The sequence below is a fragment of the Rhizobium sp. 01T444 genome, assembly GCF_056398305.1.
Map to the genome: position 1 here is coordinate 1 of NZ_JBFTPD010000060.1, position 18,770 is coordinate 18,770.

19 protein-coding genes are annotated in these 18,770 nt (G+C 57.8%); 10 read left to right on the forward strand and 9 right to left on the reverse strand.

The window, feature by feature from the left end; genetic code table 11:
- Window positions 1-31 precede the first annotated feature (31 nt).
- The 4 genes from tnpA to AC1DTN_RS36340 all read left to right on the forward strand — a co-directional run bounded on the left by tnpA (window position 32) and on the right by AC1DTN_RS36340 (window position 3,594).
- On the forward strand, window positions 32-454 hold the full coding sequence (gene tnpA, locus AC1DTN_RS36325; protein ID WP_477924934.1) for an IS66-like element accessory protein TnpA: 423 nt from the start codon (window positions 32-34) through the stop codon (window positions 452-454).
- Window positions 435-788, forward strand: coding sequence for an IS66 family insertion sequence element accessory protein TnpB (gene tnpB, locus AC1DTN_RS36330; RefSeq protein ID WP_477924912.1), 354 nt, complete (start codon window positions 435-437; stop codon window positions 786-788). The genes tnpA and tnpB overlap by 20 nt, the downstream gene beginning before the upstream one ends.
- Window positions 789-841: 53 nt before the next feature.
- Window positions 842-2,431 (forward strand): IS66 family transposase, encoded by a 1,590-nt coding sequence (gene tnpC, locus AC1DTN_RS36335; protein WP_477924914.1) that lies wholly within the window; start codon window positions 842-844, stop codon window positions 2,429-2,431.
- A gap of 242 nt (window positions 2,432-2,673) precedes the next feature.
- A complete protein-coding gene (locus AC1DTN_RS36340) occupies window positions 2,674-3,594 on the forward strand; it encodes a Hint domain-containing protein (RefSeq protein ID WP_477924916.1) in 921 nt (306 codons plus the stop codon).
- Between the two features lie 737 nt (window positions 3,595-4,331).
- Here the strand turns inward: AC1DTN_RS36340 and AC1DTN_RS36345 are convergent.
- Both AC1DTN_RS36345 and AC1DTN_RS36350 read right to left on the reverse strand, forming a co-directional pair.
- The gene (locus AC1DTN_RS36345) at window positions 4,332-5,189 is read right to left on the reverse strand and encodes a polysaccharide deacetylase family protein (protein WP_477924918.1); all 858 of its coding nucleotides are present in this window, start codon (window positions 5,187-5,189) and stop codon (window positions 4,332-4,334) included.
- A gap of 328 nt (window positions 5,190-5,517) precedes the next feature.
- Complete coding sequence (locus tag AC1DTN_RS36350) at window positions 5,518-5,859, reverse strand: hypothetical protein (protein ID WP_477924920.1); 342 nt, start codon at window positions 5,857-5,859, stop codon at window positions 5,518-5,520.
- A 306-nt stretch (window positions 5,860-6,165) separates the two neighbouring features.
- Here AC1DTN_RS36350 and AC1DTN_RS36355 point away from each other — a divergent pair, with 306 nt between their 5' ends.
- On the forward strand, window positions 6,166-6,675 hold the full coding sequence (locus AC1DTN_RS36355) for a GNAT family N-acetyltransferase (protein WP_113186299.1): 510 nt from the start codon (window positions 6,166-6,168) through the stop codon (window positions 6,673-6,675).
- Between the two features lie 113 nt (window positions 6,676-6,788).
- Here the strand turns inward: AC1DTN_RS36355 and AC1DTN_RS36360 are convergent, their stop codons facing one another.
- The 5 genes from AC1DTN_RS36360 to AC1DTN_RS36380 form a co-directional block, all read right to left on the reverse strand.
- Window positions 6,789-7,160, reverse strand: coding sequence for a response regulator (locus tag AC1DTN_RS36360; RefSeq protein WP_477924922.1), 372 nt, complete (start codon window positions 7,158-7,160; stop codon window positions 6,789-6,791).
- Between the two features lie 140 nt (window positions 7,161-7,300).
- Entirely contained in the window at window positions 7,301-8,341 is a 1,041-nt protein-coding gene (locus AC1DTN_RS36365; protein ID WP_477924924.1) for a sensor histidine kinase, read from the reverse strand.
- On the reverse strand, window positions 8,338-9,780 hold the full coding sequence (locus AC1DTN_RS36370) for a DUF7125 family protein (RefSeq protein ID WP_113186302.1): 1,443 nt from the start codon (window positions 9,778-9,780) through the stop codon (window positions 8,338-8,340). The genes AC1DTN_RS36365 and AC1DTN_RS36370 overlap by 4 nt, the downstream gene beginning before the upstream one ends.
- A 575-nt stretch (window positions 9,781-10,355) precedes the next feature.
- Window positions 10,356-11,918: a PAS domain S-box protein gene (locus AC1DTN_RS36375; protein WP_477924926.1), complete on the reverse strand. Its 1,563-nt coding sequence runs from the start codon at window positions 11,916-11,918 to the stop codon at window positions 10,356-10,358.
- 565 nt (window positions 11,919-12,483) lie between these two features.
- The gene (locus AC1DTN_RS36380) at window positions 12,484-12,612 is read right to left on the reverse strand and encodes a hypothetical protein (RefSeq protein WP_477924928.1); all 129 of its coding nucleotides are present in this window, start codon (window positions 12,610-12,612) and stop codon (window positions 12,484-12,486) included.
- Window positions 12,613-13,153: 541 nt separating this feature from the next.
- On the opposite strand from AC1DTN_RS36380, the gene AC1DTN_RS36385 reads away from it, so the two are divergent.
- On the forward strand, window positions 13,154-13,357 hold the full coding sequence (locus AC1DTN_RS36385) for a hypothetical protein (protein ID WP_113324757.1): 204 nt from the start codon (window positions 13,154-13,156) through the stop codon (window positions 13,355-13,357).
- A 129-nt stretch (window positions 13,358-13,486) separates the two neighbouring features.
- Here the strand turns inward: AC1DTN_RS36385 and AC1DTN_RS36390 are convergent.
- Together AC1DTN_RS36390 and AC1DTN_RS36395 are read right to left on the reverse strand one after the other, a co-directional pair.
- A protein-coding gene (locus tag AC1DTN_RS36390; protein ID WP_477924930.1) for an IS5 family transposase occupies window positions 13,487-14,238 on the reverse strand; the annotation gives its coding sequence in 2 pieces (ribosomal slippage) (window positions 13,487-13,908 and window positions 13,908-14,238; 753 coding nt in all).
- A 113-nt stretch (window positions 14,239-14,351) separates the two neighbouring features.
- Window positions 14,352-14,600: a hypothetical protein gene (locus AC1DTN_RS36395; RefSeq protein ID WP_162748115.1), complete on the reverse strand. Its 249-nt coding sequence runs from the start codon at window positions 14,598-14,600 to the stop codon at window positions 14,352-14,354.
- Between the two features lie 49 nt (window positions 14,601-14,649).
- Here AC1DTN_RS36395 and AC1DTN_RS36400 point away from each other — a divergent pair, with 49 nt between their 5' ends.
- The 4 genes from AC1DTN_RS36400 to AC1DTN_RS36415 all read left to right on the forward strand — a co-directional run bounded on the left by AC1DTN_RS36400 (window position 14,650) and on the right by AC1DTN_RS36415 (window position 17,788).
- On the forward strand, window positions 14,650-14,913 hold the full coding sequence (locus AC1DTN_RS36400) for a hypothetical protein (protein ID WP_162748114.1): 264 nt from the start codon (window positions 14,650-14,652) through the stop codon (window positions 14,911-14,913).
- Between the two features lie 459 nt (window positions 14,914-15,372).
- Window positions 15,373-16,695: a type II toxin-antitoxin system HipA family toxin gene (locus AC1DTN_RS36405; protein ID WP_477924931.1), complete on the forward strand. Its 1,323-nt coding sequence runs from the start codon at window positions 15,373-15,375 to the stop codon at window positions 16,693-16,695.
- 17 nt (window positions 16,696-16,712) lie between these two features.
- Window positions 16,713-16,988 (forward strand): helix-turn-helix transcriptional regulator, encoded by a 276-nt coding sequence (locus tag AC1DTN_RS36410; RefSeq protein ID WP_477924932.1) that lies wholly within the window; start codon window positions 16,713-16,715, stop codon window positions 16,986-16,988.
- A gap of 557 nt (window positions 16,989-17,545) precedes the next feature.
- On the forward strand, window positions 17,546-17,788 hold the full coding sequence (locus AC1DTN_RS36415) for a hypothetical protein (RefSeq protein ID WP_477924933.1): 243 nt from the start codon (window positions 17,546-17,548) through the stop codon (window positions 17,786-17,788).
- The last annotated feature ends 982 nt before the right edge of the window (window positions 17,789-18,770 follow it).

The following is an 18,770-nucleotide window of genomic DNA, read 5'->3' on the forward strand; positions in this document are numbered from 1 at the left end:
AGTGTCCACCAAAATAGGTGGACACCAAATCATGGATGAAGATGCTCCTAAACTGCAGGTGCGGCTTGTTGGTCGCGACGGCCGCCGTCGATATGACCCTGCCTCCCGAGATCAGCTTGTCGCAGCGTGTTTAGAGCCCGGCGTTTCGGTTTCGCGTCTAGCTCTGGAGCACGGCGTCAACGCCAATCTCGTTCGCAAGTGGGTGARGAGAGCCAGAGAAGATCGTGCTTTGCCTGCGGTATCTACGTTCGTTCCGGTTCAGATAGCTACGGATATGCACTCGTCTTCTGCCAGCGGTCCACTGACGAAGGTGGAGGCTGTCGGCAAGCGATCTCATGCATCCAAGCTGAGCGCGGTGCTGCCGAACGGGGTCAGCCTGACGCTGGAATGCAGCGATGTCGATGGCCTGGCGGCAATCATAGGAGCGTTGGGTCATGTTCAGGCTGGGCGCTGACCTCAAGGTCTATCTCCATCGGGAGCCGATCGACTTCCGCGCGGGCATCAACAGCCTCGCGGTCCTGGTGCAAGAGGTGATGGAGCTGGACCCGTTTGCTCCATCGGTGTTTGCCTTCTGCAATCGCCGGCGTGATCGGGTGAAGCTTTTGTTCTTTGATCGGTCCGGCTTTGTCATGGTGCTGAAGAAGTTGACGGAAGACAGGTTCCGCTGGCCCCGCCGAGAGACTGCGGTGGTGATGCTCTCGACCGAGCAACTGCACTGGATCCTCGACGGCATCGATATCGACGCGATGGTGCGCCATCCGGTGCGGCAATATCAGATCGCCGGCTGAAGATGGCGAATTGAGCTGTTGACGCGCGGGGGCGGTTCAGATTCAAGAATCTGATGACTCGGGCCAGCGAACCAAGCGTTGCAGAACTGATGGCGCAGTTGGCAGCAAACGCTGCCGAAATCGCTGCGCTGAAAGCCGAGAAGGAAGCGCTTTCGCGACGGGTCGTCAAGCTGGAAGAAGAACTGGCGCTGGCAAGGTTGCATCGGTTTGCACCGCGCAGCGAAAAGCACATTGATCGCCTCTTCAACGAAGCCGAAGAAGCCGCGGACGAGGAAGATCGTGATTATGGCGACGACGTCACCGATCTCCCGGATACAGGCCTGCCAGCAGTCGATGGCGCCGCGGGTAAAAAGCGGGGCCGCAGACCTCTGCCAGAAGACCTGCCCCGCGAGCGTGTCGAATACGACCTTGCTGACGATCAGAAAGCTTGCCCTTGTTGCAAAAGCCAAATGCACCGCATGGGCGAGGCTGTTACCGAGCAGCTCCATATCGAGGTCAAGGCAAAGGTTTTGCAGAATGTGCGGTTCAAGTACGCTTGCCGCCACTGCGATCGTACCGGGATCAACACGCCTGTGGTAATCGCACCGATGCCACCGCAACCCTTGCCGGGCAGCATCGCTACCGCTTCGACGCTGGCCTTCGCACTCGTCCACAAATACGTCGACGGCACACCGCTCTACCGCGTGGCGCAAACATTCGAGCGGGCCGGCGTTCCCATCAGCCGTGGCGCACTTGCTCACTGGGTCATCGGCTCGAGCGAGAAGCATCTGCACCGCATCTATGAGGCTCTGAAACTGCGGCTGCGATCGCAACCTCTCATTCATGGCGATGAGACGACGGTCCAGGTCCTGAAAGAAAAGGACAAGGAGGCCACCAGCACATCCTTCATGTGGGCTTATCGAAGCGGCGAGAACAGCGACGAGCCAATCGTGCTTCTCGATTATCAGCCCGGCCGCGGCCAGATCCACCCGCAGACCTTCCTCGGCGACTATCGCGGCATATTGGTGAGTGACGGCTACACCGCCTGGCGCACATTACACGGCGCAACCCATGTCGGATGCATGGCTCATTCACGGCGGCGCTTCGTCGAGGCTCTCAAAACCAGGAAGAATGGAGGCGGRCCGCCGGAACAGGCACTCCGGTTCTTCGAGCAGCTCTACCGGATCGAAAAGCAGGCGCAAGACAGAAAGCCCGACGCCGGCGAAACGCAGGCCGATTGCATTCGCCGTTTCCGGCAACAGCACAGCTTGCCTGTCCTCAACGCCCTAAAGACATGGCTCGACAACATCGCGCCGAAGGTCGTGCCGGATACAAAGCTCGGCGATGCCGTGTCCTACACCCTGAACCAATGGGATTATCTGACGCGCTACACCAGCGACGGCAGGATGCCGATCGATAACAACATTCTGGAACGCGACATCAGAGTTTTTGCGACCGGAAGAAAATCGTGGCTGTTCAGCGATACCGCTGACGGAGCCAGGGCAAGCGCGGTGATTTACAGTCTGATGCTGACCTGCCGCGCCTGTGGCGTCGATCCGCTCTCCTGGCTGCGCCACGTCCTCACTGAGTTGCCTCAGCGCGAAGAAACTGCCGACATTGGCGACCTGCTGCCGTTCAATTACTCCAAGACCATCGCGGCCTGATAAGGCTGGGTACTGCTACCCAGCTAAGCGCGAGTATCCGTCAACCGCCGTCAATGCGCATCGAAAATCGCGCTTACCACTGAACTTTTTGATAGCCCCTGGGTAAGACCTTGGTCCCACGCCGGTTCTCCTCAAAATATTATTCTAAACGACTGTCTATTCGGCGAAGTCGAAAGGAAACCCACGGTCGTGGGCTTCGACAACACTTGGTAGGCACCAAGCCAAATCAGAGGAGCGTCAAGATGACATGCCTTAAAGAAAGAAATCTGCCACGCAATACCGCGCGCAGACATTTTCTAGGTGTTGCCGCTGCGGCCGGTGCCCGGCTTGCCGGCGTTGCGGCATTGGCGACGGCAATTTCCACCTCTCCCGCGAATGCGTTGGGGCGCCGGTGGGGGCGGGGCGGCTCCGGTGGACACGGCGGCTCCGGTGGGCACGGAGGCTCTGGCGGAAGCGGTGGCTCTGGCGGAAACGGTGGCGGTGGCGGCGGCCCGCAGTGTTTCCTGCGCGGGACGGCGATCCTTACGGATTGCGGTGAAAAGCCCGTCGAGGATCTGCGCATCGGCGATCGCGTTGCCCTTCCGGACGGGAGCACCCGTCCCATCAAATGGGTCGGTCGCCAGGTCTTCAAGAAGAGCGGCGCACGCTGGCATGAAGGCGTCGTGCCGATCCGGGTTTCCCGCCACGCGCTGGATAGCCGCACACCACATTCCGATCTCTACCTATCGCCAGGCCATGCGCTGTATCTGAACGGCGTTCTGATCCGTGTGAAGGATCTCGTGAACGGTACGACCATTGCACCGGTCACCCCGGCCGACGACATGTCGATCGAGTACTATGCCGTTCTGCTCGACACGCATGAAGTCATCCTTGCCGAAGGTGCCGCGGCGGAGACCTTCCATCTCCTGGGAAGCAATCACGAGGACTTCTCCAATTTTGCGGAATACAAGCGCCTCTACAGTGAGGAACGCACCACGATGACATCCTATGCGCCGGTGCTGGGCGAGGAAGGCGGCTGGAAACACTTGAAAGCGCTTCTCCTCCTTGGTGCTTCGCCATTGGTGCCGATGCGCGATCCGTTCGGGGATGCCTGCAAAAAGATCGACGCACAAGCCAAAAAAAGCAATGGGCTGGACAGTTTCGCATCTTTACCGTCGAGGTGAAGCCAACCCGCAACTGAGCACGCCGAACATGAAACCACGCAGCTCGTTCGATAGGGCAAGATCGTCTCCGTAACGCGTGGTCCGCGATGCTCGACAAGTGGTCGCTATACGAAGCGCGACGATTCAACCGCGATCACGTGCYCCGGGTGGCGAGTGTTCTTGTCGAGCGCCTTGAGCTCCATCTGCGTTCACCTACCTCGCGGTCTGGCCGGCAAACCCCTAGCAGAGCAAAGGACAATACGGCGAGATATGCGAGCGTCGTCCTGCCCTGACTGCGGATCGCGCATGTTCTCCGCCGGTGAGAAAGAGGCGGGAAATCAAGCTTGGCGTGCTGACAGTCGGCCAAATAACTGGCGCGGCGACGAATGCGTTTTATAATTTTCCCTGGCTCCGAGCAGAAAGCCGGAGCCCGACCTTCACCAACAAGTGCCAATCTGGGGAGGGACATCTGTCGCTGCCGGAAGATGCAATCGATACGGTGACGACAGGGGTCCGGGATTAGTGCCCCGCACGTCACGTGCCCGTCGACCGCGATGTCGGTCGCACGGCGATGTCAGAGGCGCTCCGGTCGCCGTAGAAGTATGCGGATAAATCAGTTCAGAAACGCTCAGGCCCAAGGCGGACCGACTGGGACCGGTCCGGGCAGCACGATTTCGCGGTCTGCGCCGCCTTCGCGCCTTGGGCCGACCCGGCACATTGCTTTGGCGCTAAGTGAGCTCGGGACGCCTGGACGTCTCCTATCCGCGCATCCGGTCCCGCCAATCCCGCACACCCACCGGCTCGATGCCGTATTCGGCCATCAGCTCTGCGGCCCGTCCGCTGCGGAAAAACTCATATTCTCCCGTCCGGAAGGCCGCATCGCTCGCCATGCGCTCGATCTCGCCGGGTGCATTAAAATGCAGGGCAAGCCAGCTCACGCCTTCGGGCACTCGCGAGAACAGGTCGCGGTAGGCCGCCTCGATGCCCTGCGGCCACGCCCAGGGCGTTTCTAGCTGCAAGTCGACAATCGGATTCCCGCGCCGCCGCGCCCGACACGATGCTGCGTCGAATTCCGTCGTCGTCACGGGACCGACATAGTCCATGACGGAGAACGTCATGTAGTCTTTCATCATGAGGATCGGCAGGCGGTAGTCGGCCCCCAGCCGCTCGTAGACGGCAACGAACTCGGGCATCATCGCCGTACCCATATGGCAATCGAGGTGGGTCACATCGATGCCCGCAGCGAGCGCGGTGTCGATCTGGGCGCGCAGCTCGCGCTGCACCGCCGCCGGATCGGCGTTGCGGCGCACGTCGGGCACTTCGGCCCAGAAATAGCCGTCCGGATCGGTGAGGCCCCTATCCGATACACCGGTCAGCGGACGCCAGCGATAGGGCTTCATGTCCGAGTTGAGGGTCAGATGCACGCCGAGATCGAGCTCCGGATTGTCGCGGGCGATGGCAGCGATTTCCGCAAACCACGGGCACGGCACCATCACCGAGCCGGCAGTGCAGAGCCCCAGGCGGGTGAACTCGAGGAAAGCGGTGTTAGCGCCATGGCTGACGCCGACGTCGTCTTCATGAACGACAACGAAACGGGAAACGGATTGCGAGGACATTCTGGTCACCCTTTCTCGCGGGCCGCCGCGACATGCGGCAGCTTCATCGAGTTCGGGGGACCAGGCGCCGTAACGCCAGATTCCAGGACGCTTCTGCGACGTCCCTTTTTCGCTCCAAGCGTGATTTTGCACCCGCAGGCGCCGGCTTGCAAGTCAAAGGGGGCCGGGGCATGGTCCCAAAGGCACATTGAACCTGACCGCCACGCTCACAGCTATCATCAACGACCATGAGCAGAACCAGATTGAGGGCCTTCTGCCGTGGAACTATCCCTCAGGATGATATGGGCCCAAAAGGCTCCTACCCGCCCAAAAGCTACCTTCCAAGACATCAAGATCGGAATTGCTTCGTGAGCCGCCAAATTGCCCAACCCAGCCCCTGTCCCAGAAGTCCACCGCCAAGCACGGGGACCAACAGGAAAGAAAGGAACAACCCCGCTAGTCCGATCATGGCGGCAAGTCCCTTCACAGAGTCGCTGGTAGTGCATACGTCGCCCCAGGAGCATCCGCCGAATGCTGTTATTGCCGCATCTATGAGCAGGACCTTGATCATCAGCCACGTTTGCCCGGCTCTGAACTTGTCTTTCGCAAGTTGCCAGTATGTCAACGGTGCGCTGAAGAGGATTATCGGTGCCGCGGCGAACGAATATGTCTTGAAGTCGCCGAAATCCATGAGACCTCCAAGGAATTGATCTCGCAAACCTTATCGAGCGCAACTAAAGAAATCGGAAAAAATTCCACCGCTGCTGGCGCGAAGCGGCGTCCCGTTATGGCGGTAACCCTCCGAACTTTCTAACGCATTGTGATCAAGGCGCCGCCAGGCCAGCGCTTGCGGAATGACGCTGACTCAAAGCGATCATCGTCAAAGGGGGCATCGCGCGCCAACCCAAGGGAATCTTTGCGAATTGCTACCGGCGCTAACCCGGTTAAGGTAGCATTCAGCCCGGTAGAAAACTTACGAGCGCGCTGGACAAGACAAATGCGGGACATCGAAATACCGACGGAACGCACGATCATCCGCCCCTTCGCACCCGAGGACGCAGGCGAGGTATTTGCCTGTATCTCTCCTGAGATCACGCAGTTCACGGCCTGGGAACCGCCTCCGACCGAAGAGGCTTTTGCCGAAGTGTGGGAAAACTGGCTACCTGCTATGGACGAAGGATCGGAGCTTACGCTCGTCCCCCGCGGTCGCGACGATGGTCGGTGCCTTGGCATTCTCGGCGTACACGCCCTTCAATCCGGGACACCCGAGCTTGGAATCTGGTTACGCCGCGACGTGCATGGAAGAAGGTTTGGTCACGAGCTGATCGGCGCCGTGGCGAGGTGGGTGAGCAGGATGCATCCGGTCCGGTATTTCGAGTATCCGGTGGCCGAGGAAAATCTGGCCAGCAGGCGGATTGCAGAGGCCTATGGCGGCGAGATGCGAGAACACCGCCAGAACAATAAATACGACTGCGTCGTCTATCATATACCGCCGATCCTGCCGTAAGTCCGATCGCCGGTTGCGCCGTCGACGCGAAGAGCAGTCCGCTGAGCGTCACCGGGAAAGACGCGCGACGAGGATGCTGTCTGCAAGCGAGGCGGAGTCTTGGACTCGAGCTTTTAAGACGACGCCACCATCTCTCTCATCGCCGTCATGACGATTGCAGGATTGTATGGCTTTCCAAAAAACCTTCCTTCTACCGGAAGAACCCTGTCGCTCATCTCCCGATGACCTGAAGTCACGATGATCTTGATCGGCGGCCATCTGTTGCGAACGGCCGTCGCAAGCTTCAACCCGTCCATACTTCCCGGCATATCGATGTCCGTAAACATCAGCCCTATCTCCGCGTGGGCCTCCAGGATGGCGATCGCTTGATCGGCATTTTCGGCTTCGTATACGCGAAAACCCTCTTGTTCGAGCGACAATGCTATGTTCATGCGAATAAGTGTTTCGTCCTCCACGACCAGAACAGTGATCCCGTTGTAGTCCATGCGAAACTCCGACGGTGCTGTGCTCAGTTTTACTACAGGCATAGAGTCCGTAAACGCGCTCGGAACACGAACGATCCACAAGGAGACGTTAAATTTGCATGTTTATGACGCTTGCGTTGCCGGACATACGGCACACCGGGCTACCATGTGGCCAGCCGGCGCAGTGGACCGGAAACATGGCATCTGAAACCTTCAGGGGCGAAACTGATCTCCGGCGTTGACCCGCACAATGACCCGAGTGCTGAGCGAACATATCGCGTGCCATAGCCTTGCCGGCTTGGCACTGAGACTTCGGGGCCGTCGCTTTCCGCCCAATCCAGTGTAAACACTGGCGCGTCCGTCTCGCAAACGTCCCACACGATGTCTACTGACCCCTCCCCGTTGGAGAGGGCTCCGTATTTGACAGCATTGGTAATGAGCTCATGCAGACAAAGAGCAATTGTCGTCGCCGCGTCCCGCCCCACCGCGATCTCGGGCCCTCGAACGTTGATCCGACGCTTCGTTCGGGTGTTGTATGGCGCGACCGTCAGCTCGACGACAGAGGAGAGGAAGACGTCCTCCCCGCCTGCCTCGAAGACCGCGCTGTGCACATCCGACAATGCCTGAAGGCGTCCCTTGAATTCCGAGGAAAGCCCCTCAAGGGTGGTCGCGCCTCTTTGCGTCATCTGGAAGATGGAGCTGACGCTTGCCAAGATGTTCTTGATCCGATGATTGAGCTCGAGACGCAGCTCTCTTTCGCGATCGATGGCATCGCGCACCTGACGCTGACGCAAACGGACGAGCAGGTTTGACTGAATGCTGTTGACAAGTTCCAGCTGAGCGATCGGTCGGGTATGAAACAATAGCCGCGAACCGGACCATGCGCGTTCAAGCTGAGTGCGAATTTTGGCGATGGATGCGGCTCGTTCAAGCAGTACCAGGATGGGAACTTCTGACCAGTCGGGCTGCCCCGCGAGATGTTCACTGATGCTTGCCACGATCTGTGGGTTCAGGGCTTCGTGGGCGATGACGATAACGCCCGGCGACATAGCGAGGTGATGGGCGACATCTTCGCTTCCGCGTAACGCCACCACCTCGACCCTTTGCTCCCGAAGCAAGGCAGCAATATAATCGGCGTCCTTGCGGAAAGGGGCGAGAACGAGCACCCAATCAATTTCACTCTCGCACGGATGTCCGCTCATTTCGGATCAGGAAGCGGATTATAGGCGACGACGCTGACGCTTCCGCTCTCGATCAGTAACTCCTGAACGTTGAGGTCATGCGGGCCATGCCGTTTTTTTACGACCGTGATGCTTCGGCGCAGCCGTACTTCGTGCTCAATGATCCGCAAAAGCAGAACGGTGTCGCCCAGAAAGCTGACATCGACGTCAATACCAACGTTTTGACCGAGCAAGCCATGCTGAGCGACAATCAACATCGTCAGCACGCCGGACCGAGCCAGGAATTTCAGAAGCGACTGGATGTCGCGCACTGCTTTTTCCCGATGCGGCAGAGAGTTTAGATACCCGGTTAGGCTATCGATGACAACGACACGGACCTTGTTCTCAGTGACCGCATCCTGGACGATTCGGCCGAATTCGCCGGGTGAGATTTCGTTCGGGTTGAAATCCCGCAGGATTAGCTTTCCGTCCTTGTGAAACTGCCGCAGCTCCATACCCAGGCCTTCGGAACGACGGAAGAAGGTTTCCAAGCGCTCTTCGAACAGGAACAGCGCGACACTCTCGCCGCGTTCAAGCGCGGCGGTGGCATAAAGAGATGACATTGTCGACTTGCCGGTGCCGGACTGGCCGATAACAAGCGTCGTGGTGCCGGCCTCCTGGCCCCCGCCAAACATGTCGTCGAGGGCCGCGACGCCGGACTTGATCAGTTGCGGCTTGGTGTTTTCCAATCCCGTGCTCGGCATGATCCGGGGAAACACCACAACGCCCTCTCCCTGCCGAATGGCCATATCATGGTATCCGTCAGCGACCGGAACGCCGCGCAGCTTGGATACTTCGATGCGACGGCGCACACCACCGTATTCTTCGAGCGCTTTGTCAAATCGAATGACGCCGTGCGCCAACCCTTCCACCTCCTCGCCGTTGCGATCGAACCCAGGCGTCTGCGTGTCGAGTAACAGCGCGACCACGTTTCGCTTGGCCAGGAAAGCTTTGAAGGCGATCAATTCACGACGAAACCGTGGAGAATCGCCGGTGATCAGTCGGATTTCGAGAAGGGAATCATAGACGAGTCGACGGGGCTTATGCTTATCAATGGCCGCCTCGATTGCCTTGCGTGTTTCGTCAAGCCGCAAGTCAGAGGTCAAGAAAATGCTCTGTTCATCCGCTTCGTTAATGCTGCCTGAGGTTGTCAATTCTTCCACTCGAATACCATCGAGCGTCCAACCATGCGACGCAGCGATCGCCTCGAGTTCGGCAGCTGTCTGCGAGAGGGTCACATAGATGCAGCTTTCACCAGCCTCAACCCCCGCCCGTAAGAACTGGAGGGCAGCCGTTGTCTTGCCGGAGCCAGGCGCGCCTTGAATCATGTAGAGATTGGACGCCGGAAGCCCGCCACGCAGGATTTCGTCCAGACCCGTAATGCCTGTGCTAACAACGGCAGACTTCTTCTGTTTCGGCATATCTCTTCTTTCGAAACCAAATAGCGCGGACCCAGTTGGACCGTGCCTCCTCGCTCATGAGGTCGTTTCAGTTATATTTGCGTTTGTCAAAACATCAATGACACCAGGACGCATCGGCCTCATGTCCGCCGGCCAACTGGCGGACCGTCTGCAGGTGCGGCTGCTCGTACGCCCGACGCACCGGGCTGTCGCCAACAGACGTCGGGATTCGGTTCTACGAAAGGGCGATCCAGGACGTGCACGAGCTCTTGCTGGAGGGGAAAGGCGGCGGAGCCGGCCTATCTAGGCGTTTGCGGATCTGGCCGCTGCAGCGTTTGCCAGGCTCATGGTCGTGCCACGCCTCCATGCTATCCGTCGACAATGCAAAGTTGCGGTCAGCTAAAATATGGTTGACGATACGGAACACCAAATTGCATTGGCGTTGATCAGGTCCGACATCTATCGTCCACTCTCCAGTTCCACCCGCAAATTCGGCTCTCGGCTTTATCGGCAGGTTCGGCTTCGGCGTTCGGTGGGATTTGTCGGGGATTGCCTGAAAGCCACCGTCTCAACCGATAGTGCTTGCTTTGAAAGTCTTAGGTCCGGCTTTCTCGTTTTCTGTCGGCTTCCGCCAAGGCTCGCGACAACTGATCCTGACTAAAAGGTTTTGATAGCCGGATCGCTCCGGAAACATCCTCGGCACCGCTCGGCAACTCCGCGTAGCCGGTAGCCAGAACGACGGGAAGCGCGGGAAAGCGGCGGCGAATTTCTTGATAGAGGCGTGCACCCGTCATCTGTGGCATCGCATGGTCGCTAATGACGACGTCGGGAAGCGGGCCTGCCTCGAGGACGGAAAGCGCCTCCTCGCCGGACGAAGCCTGCATCGTCTCCATGCCGAGGTCTTCAAGCAATAGAACGGTGTTCATTAGGACCAACCCGTCATCGTCGACGACCAGCACCGTCATCGGGTGGAGCGCCTCCGATTCTGAGGATGGGACTTCCTGCGCGGGGACAGTTTCGGCGTCGGTTTCATCTGAAACGGGAATCCAGAGCTCCGCTGTAGTTCCGGCGCCTTGCTTCGATCGGAGAAACAGCTTGCCGCCCGACTGCGCCATCAGGCCGTGGACCATCGGCAATCCGAGCCCAGTCCCCTTCCCGACGCCTTTGGTCGTGAAGAACGGTGTAATCGCGCTGGCCAGGGTCTGTGGGTCCATACCTTCACCCTGATCCCGAACTGCCAGACAGACATAGCTACCCGCGGCAAGCTCAGGATCTTGGCTCTCGGACACCGCCTCCGTTCGCGCGGTGATAGCTATCCGTCCTTGGCCGGCCATTGCGTCACGCGCATTTACGACAAGATTGAGAAGTGCGCTCTCAAGCTGGTTGGCGTCGGTTCTTGCCTCCGCAAGATCCGCCGAAAGGTCAGTCTCGATCACAATGCCGGGCCCGATCGTGCGCTGCATCATTTCGACCATGCCGTCGACCAGCTCGGCGACATTGACGGGACGAAGCTGAAGTTCCTGCCTGCGCGAAAATGCCAGCAGGCGCTGCGTAAGGGCCGCTCCTCGCTGAGCGCCCTGGATGGCATTTTCGATGAGGTCGATGACGTCCTTGCGTACAGCGCGCTTATGGGCGATTTCCAGGCTGCCCAGAATTGCCATCAGGAGGTTGTTGAAGTCATGCGCCAGCCCACCGGTGAGCTGACCGACAGCCTCCATCTTCTGGGCCTGGAAGATTGCCTCCTGGGCGGCCCTTTTTTCGCTGATGTCGCGTGTGATTTTCGCAAAGCCGATGAGACTACCTTGGGCGTCGCGGATCGGATCGATGATGACGTTCGCCCAGAAGCGCGTGCCGTCCTTTCGAAGGCGCCAGCCCTCGCGCTCGAAACGCCCCTCCAGTTGCGCAATTTGAAGAGCCCGTGCTGGCAGGCCATCGGCTCGATCGTCCTCGGTGTAGAAGGTCGAGAAGTGGCGGCCGACGATCTCCTTTTCGCTATATCCCTTGAGGCGCTCTGCACCGGGATTCCAACTCGTGATCATGCCTTCCGGGTCAAGCATGTAGATCGCGTAGTCGGTGATCGCTTCGACAAGAAGCCGATACCGCTGCTCTTCGTTGGCTTGGTGCTGGTTCAACTTCTTCGCCGCCTTGGAATGTTCCATCCGATCTATACTCTGCGACCAAATAGGTGCCTGTGTTCCAAGTTGTATAGCCAAGCGCGCTGAAATCAATGGACGGTGAATGTGTTTTCCGGTGCCGTCACACTGCCGATGGTCACGAGCCTGGCTCGAACTCCACTCGTGCGTCTTTGTATGCTCTCGAGGAGTCAAAACCTGTCGGCGAACGCGAGTCGGTAAGCGTCGTCCGCGCACGTTTGATATCGGCGACCAGTGCCTTTCGTTTTTTCTACCAAGAGTCAGATAGCACAACCAGAGCGCTTACAACACGGACCTTGGTCCGAAATTCTTCTTACGTTGCACAACCTTCGTGAATAGACGTCCACCCTGTTCTGGCGCAATCCTGCACTGATCGAGGGGTGGCTGCCAAAATGTGCCCTGCGCAAATTACGAGGCCGTTGGGGGACCCTCAAGTCGCCTTAATCACCTTGCACTCCCAGATTGTAAGAGGCAAAGATCATCTGATCTACCCAAGTTCGAAAACAATGAAGCGTATCGGAGCTTTCAGCAAGGCGGCCGCACCAGAAGTGCGGGAAAGCGGGAATTCGCGTCACACGAGGGACGCGAGGAAGGGCAGCCGCAGGAGCTTGCGCGTGGGCGCAAGCGGGACCGACTGCCCCGCGCCATCGTGTTCCGCTTTGAGGCCGAGCTCGCCACCGTCGCTATCCTCGCGATTCATGGTCGGCCCCTTTCCTCGTCACCTGCCCGGTCGCAACAGCGATCGGGCGATATCGATGATGTCGTCGCGGCGGTCATATTCTCTCTGATCCAGGCGCGCCGAGCCCGATCTTGAAATCGACGCCTCCCCCGTGGACTAACGCAATGCAAGATGGTGCCCATGAGCTATGGATACTGCTGCGCGCGTCGCCTGGAACCTGCCAAATCTTCACTCTCGGCGGAACATCCCGCAGGAGAAACTACCTTGTGACGCTCAGGTCGATAGAACAGTCGTGAAGGTTTGGAAAGAGAAGAGCGCAAGAAGACCTGAAGCCGGTGATGGCTGCGTTGATGGAGTGTTACGCCTCATCCCACGGTGCTTTGATCGACATGGTACGATCTGAGCGGGCGGCTTTCGGCGGCCATCCACGACGCACCATCAAGACTGTTTCAATCGGTCCTTTCAGCGCCAGTGGGCTCTTCTTCGCCACGGCACAGCAGATGCCTTTTGAATGTTGGGAACGAAAACCTCCACAGGGGCTTTAGACCTTCGGAGGATTGCCATGACCGAAGAAACTTTTGCACAGCTCACCTCAATCAGCCACCAGCTTCAGACCAGATCCTACGAGCTGTCGCAGGCAGGTAAGGACCATGACGTAGCAATGATCATGTCGGCGCTGGCTGTGACAATGGATGCGGTTAGATCTCTCGGTGAAGATTTACGCCAACTCACGGGCCCAAAGGGCTTGGGAGCCGAAGGAGAATAGGCGCATTCCTTCATCGTGCGATTTGCTGCTTTTTGCGCGTGGACCGGTGACCAGTCGAGGAAGACTTCCTGACAAGCAAAAAGGCCGCTGCTTACGCATACGGCCTCAAGCACTAGGCTCCAGACTCAATCAGGCCCACCAAATGACGATGGCGGCGATGTAGCAAGTTGCCGCGAAGTTGAGCATGAGCTTGTCATATCGAGTTGCGACACGCCTCCAGTCCTTGAGGCGACAGAAAGCACGTTCGATGATATTTCTCCGGCGGTAGGCGACGGGGTCGAACGGTTTGATCTGCTTTCGGGTTGGATTGTTGGGAATGACAGGCTCGGTGCCGCGTGCAGTGAGAAAGTCGCGCAACGCGTTGCTGTCGTAAGCGGTATCGGCAGCGCAGATGCGGCTCGGCGGCAAGGGGTCGATCAGTGGAATGGCAACGGGGGCGTCGCCGCGCTGTCCAGGCGTTATCCGCAGCGCGATTGGACGGCCGCAACCATCGACAACAGCGTGGATTTTTGTCGATCTGCCGCCTCGCGAGCGACCGATTGCTTCGGCATCCGCCCCCCTTTTCCGCCAGCGGCGGAGCGGTGCGCTTTTGCGGTGGTGCTGTCGATCATGTGAATGTCCTGATCGGTCGTTTGCACCAGGGCTTCAAACAGCCGCCGCCATATTCCTTTGGCAGACCAGCGATGGAAGCGATTGTAGATGGTTGTCGAAGGTCCGTAGCAAGCTGGACAATCCTGCCACCGGCAACCCGATCGCAGGACGTGGATAATCCCGCTGATCACCCGGCGGTCATGAGTTCGATGAGCGCCGGGTTGGTTCGTCGGAAGCAGAGCAGCGATCACCGCCCACTGTCGGTCATCAAGCCAGAATTCTCCTGCCATGATTCAAACTCCCATTATTACCGAAGTGAATCATACAGAGATAATTTAATCAATAGTTTGATTGGGTTTTAACCCTAGAGAAGTTGGGGCTTCGGTGGGCATCCTCCCACGGGCTAGACCAGTTTGGCAGGGGTCTCTTCGATCTCGGATGCTCTTCGATCCGCAAGTAACGAGTTCAAAGCCTGATGTTCCGGGCCAAACGGCCGCTGATTCAAAAACGAATTCACAGGGATTGTCGTTTCATGGCCACCTGACGATGGATTGCCGCGGTGAACGACCACTTCTCTGTCGGTGGCAGTGTCGAAGCCAAGAAACCACTGATCGCCATTCGTGCTTGAAGCAAATTCTCTGAGTTTTTCCACGTCGATGCTCCTTCTGAAGGTAGAAATAGAGCGCGGATCGGGAATTGCGATGAAATACTTTGCTTCGGCTGCAGGATCACCCCTTGGCAATCGCGAAGTATGCCCGGCGGGGGAACTTCGACGCCTAATCCATGTTGTACTCGGCATGACCGAAACAGAACAAAAAGCCAGCGGAGGGATGATCAAGTTCGTGCTGACGATATTCGTCATGGCGGTCATTCTTGCTGTAGCGTATTTGACTTTTTTTACTCCTGGCGAAGTTGAAACCGACCCGAAGGTACCCACCGTACGCGAAGGCGGCCAAGAACCATAACGAACGATGTTCGAGGTATGGGGATCGGCGTCGGACTGGGCGCCGTTCTCGGCCCGACCGTGTTCGACAACATCACGATCGGGTTTGCCTGCGGGTGGGCGACGCGCTGCTCAAATCACTACCTGTTTACGGACTTACGTGATGATCGTTACTGGCGCTCTCAGACGAGACGGCGCTAAATCCGCTTGGCTTACTTAGCTCTGGTGAATGCTGGCGACGTTGGAACCAGACCAGCCGAACGGACGCGGCTAACCGCGACCTTGTAAATGGGCGTGGGACCGGCGCTTCTCCTTGTTGCTTCATGTGCCGCTCCTCACGCTCTGGGGGCGCTATCAGCAACCGGTAAGGCCTTTCTTGGGCTTGACCATATTCGCCGCTAAGCGACATTTATTCAACCCACTTTGATGGGTTGAATAAATTGAAAAAATGCATTATTTGCACCATTGAAAGGGTCAATTAATGCGACTAACGCTCCAAACCCATTTTGACGGTGAGTGGCATCACGCCGCGACGCTAGAACTCAAGGACGACGCGGCCGGTTTTCAGGGCGCGTCCATAGTTGACTACGATCTCGACTATTTCGTCAATGTGGCATCGGCGGAGTTTGCGGCCGGAAAGACGGTGCGCGACCATCGCGCCTTGTCCGTCCGTTACCCCGTTGATCTTGAAAATCGATATGGCAGCAGCTGGCCGCCTTTCCTTTTGGATCTCATGCCGCAGGGACATGCAAGGCGAAAGCTTGCCGAGCATCTCAGCCTTGCTGAAGGCTCGCGCGCCTCTGATCTCCCGCTGCTTTTGCGATCGGCAACGGGAGGCATAGGCAATATCCGCCTCAAAGAAGCGGCGGACGCCGAAGCGGAACGGCTGCGCGGTGTTGAGCGCCAAGGGGTGACAGAAGCGGAAATCCTTGAACGGTCAGATCGCTTCATGGAAGTCGCCGACCGCTTTGGAATGCTGGCCTCCGGCTCCAGCGGCCTGCAAGGCGAATGGCCGAAGGTCTCGATGACGCAGGCGAATGACGGCCTCTATTATCCCGACAGCTTCGTGACCGATGACGAGGCTGCGCGCCACGTCATCGTCAAGCTGGTACGCAGCAATGAACCCGTGGACCGCCTGATTCTTAAAGGCGAGGCCCTCTATTCGCTGATCGCTCAAGAAATCGGTCTTGATGTCAACGAACCCTCGACCTATGCCGAAGGCGTTCTGATCATTCCCCGTTTCGACCGGAAGAAGAGAGACGGCGGCGGCACCGTTCGCCTTGGTCAGGAAAGCCTCGTGTCGGCGATCGGCATTGCTGATTTCGGCTATGTCGGCACGCACGAAGCCTATATCGCCGTTCTGCGCCAATATTCGGCCGATCCCTTCTCGGACGTTGTGGAATACCTGAAGCGCGACATCGCCAATCTGGCGCTCGGCAATCCCGACAATCACGGCCGGAATTCGGCTCTCAGCAAGCACCAGGACGGCACGATCTGCCTGTCTCCGCTCTTCGATTTCGCGCCTATGCGGCTCGCCAAGGAGGGGATCGTTCGCTCCACCCGATGGGCTATGATGCGTGACGGCGGTCGCGATCATCTTCCCGATTGGAAGCGCATTTGTGCCGAATTGATGCCTGATCCTGCAGAGCACAAAACGCTCGCGGCTACGCTTTCCGAGTTTGCCGACCATCTGCGCCAGGCTCCGGCTATGGCGAAAGATTTGAAAGCGTCTCCGGAGATTCTGGACCGTGCGATGGAACGCTGCATCGCGATCACAGACAGCGTTCTGGCGGCGTGCCACTAATGCCGAAAGACAGCTAAATGGCTCGATGGAAGAAACCCACGAAAGAAGAGATTCTCGAAAACCGGCGAACACTTGCGGAGCGTGCTCGAACTGGCGACTTAAGGCTGCCTGAAGCGGTTGTCGAAATCCGTAAGGGGCTTGGTTTGACGCAGAATGAATTCGCCAAGACGCTATCGCTCACAAGACGCCAAGTTGCCGAGATCGAAGCCGGGAGCGCGAACCCAACGCTCGAAACTTTAGTGAAAATTGGTCGATTGTTCGGATTTGCTGTGGGGTTTGTTCCCAAGGCGTAATGATGGCTGAATTTTCAGTTTGCCGCATCGATTAAAAGTTGTGCTTTAACGGAGTTGGAATATTGGTTTAGTGCCGAATTTGGCCGGGGGATGGCCGAAGACGGGGCTATAACCTTAACGCCGAGCGTTACCATCAAAAGATGACGCGGTCTGCCCCCGCCAAACCTGTTTCTCGGACAAGCGAGGAACAATTCGACTTGTGCCTAAGTTCTCCCTGCTGAAGCGAGCCACCTTTTCGGCACGAAGAAGGGTATCTATCCCAAAGACCACTTTCTAAGCCCGTCGGAACCCCCGGCGGATTTTTCTCGTCGGGCTATATTGCCAGTTCCAAGCGGTTCGGAGATTGTCGATCTTGCGGATGATTGGTGCACCCATCTTGGCGATGCGGTTCCGCCCGCCTTTAGGGAACCGCTCCACGTCCTGTGAGGGTTAACCAGTTGTGATGATAGATCGTTGCCGCTCGATAGGATATAATCGCAACACCGTCCGGAGAATTGATCCGTTGGCATTGGGCGCGTTTACGCGTGCAGCCGTCGACCGATCTGGGAGGGTGTGACGTGCTCGACAAATGTTATCAGTCAGAACCATCGTTCCTGATGGAAGTGGCCGCCCACTTTGCGGCAACTGACGTCGAGGCTGCTCGGATTGCCGCGTGCGCTCTCCATGTGATTTCCGAGGATCCCTTCGTCCTTGATGGACCGGATATCGACAAGGCTCTGGCCTTGGTGATCCACAAAATTGCTCAGCAAGATTATCCACCCGTATCACATTCGGAAGGGTTGGGAGACCATAGCACCTAAGTCCTGTTGAGGGCAGGAGCCTGTGGGGTAGCTGGTCGACAATAGAAGGAACTGAAATGTTCCCCTAGTGCTGCTCGTCGTCTTTCAGCGCCTTCGGCATTGCGGAACTGTCGAATCTCGTGTCTCCGCAGCTCTAGATGACGTCGTGCTGGCTCAGTGCTTATTTGTTCTTGCTTTGGACTTTCAACATTAGGATGCTGCGTTATTGAAGGAACATGCTGCAGTTGCGGGCATCACTTGCGGTGGCGTTGGCCCTTCAATAGCTCGCGCATCTGCCGATCGCCTACCTGGTGACGCCGGGCGGACAAATAGCGGGCTACAGCATTGGGACAGCCGATTGGCGGAGCAAAGCTGGCAAGCCCTCATCGCCTACTATCAATGACGACCGCCGTTGTGTCGGGCATAATGATCTTGTGCGAAACGTTCGGCGTGGCGTGATAGTTAAGCAAAATGTTGAGCAGCAGCCGTTTTTCACGACGCTGGAGCGCCTATGAAAAAGTAAGGGCAGGCGATGTCGTCCTTGGGAATACCATGATCGATCGGACCGCAATCGAGAGATCCGCTTTCTATACCGATATTTGCGAGCCACAGAACATCCATAATCAACTTTTTATGCCGCACGCCAGCCTGCACGAGCGCGGCGGCATCGGAGGTGTAGCTCTTTGTGTCCTGCCGACAGGACAAGCATTGCGAGCTATGCGAAGTGCATCAAGGAGCTGAAGCTGGCGTTGCTGGCGCGTTCGTTTCGAACTCTATAACTGGCTTGTCCATGTGGCGGCTAAGCTCTGCATAGAGAAGTTCATGCGATTGCTTGGCAAGAAGGACCATGCTCACCGCCTCACACATCGCCCGGCGTCCACGTTGACTGTCCACGGGCGTCCGATGGGCGGAAGACCATTTCTGAACGACTGCTGTAATCTGATCGATTTCTTCGTCCTGCAACGAAAGCAGATGGAGTAGAGACTTCGCCGGCACCTAATGT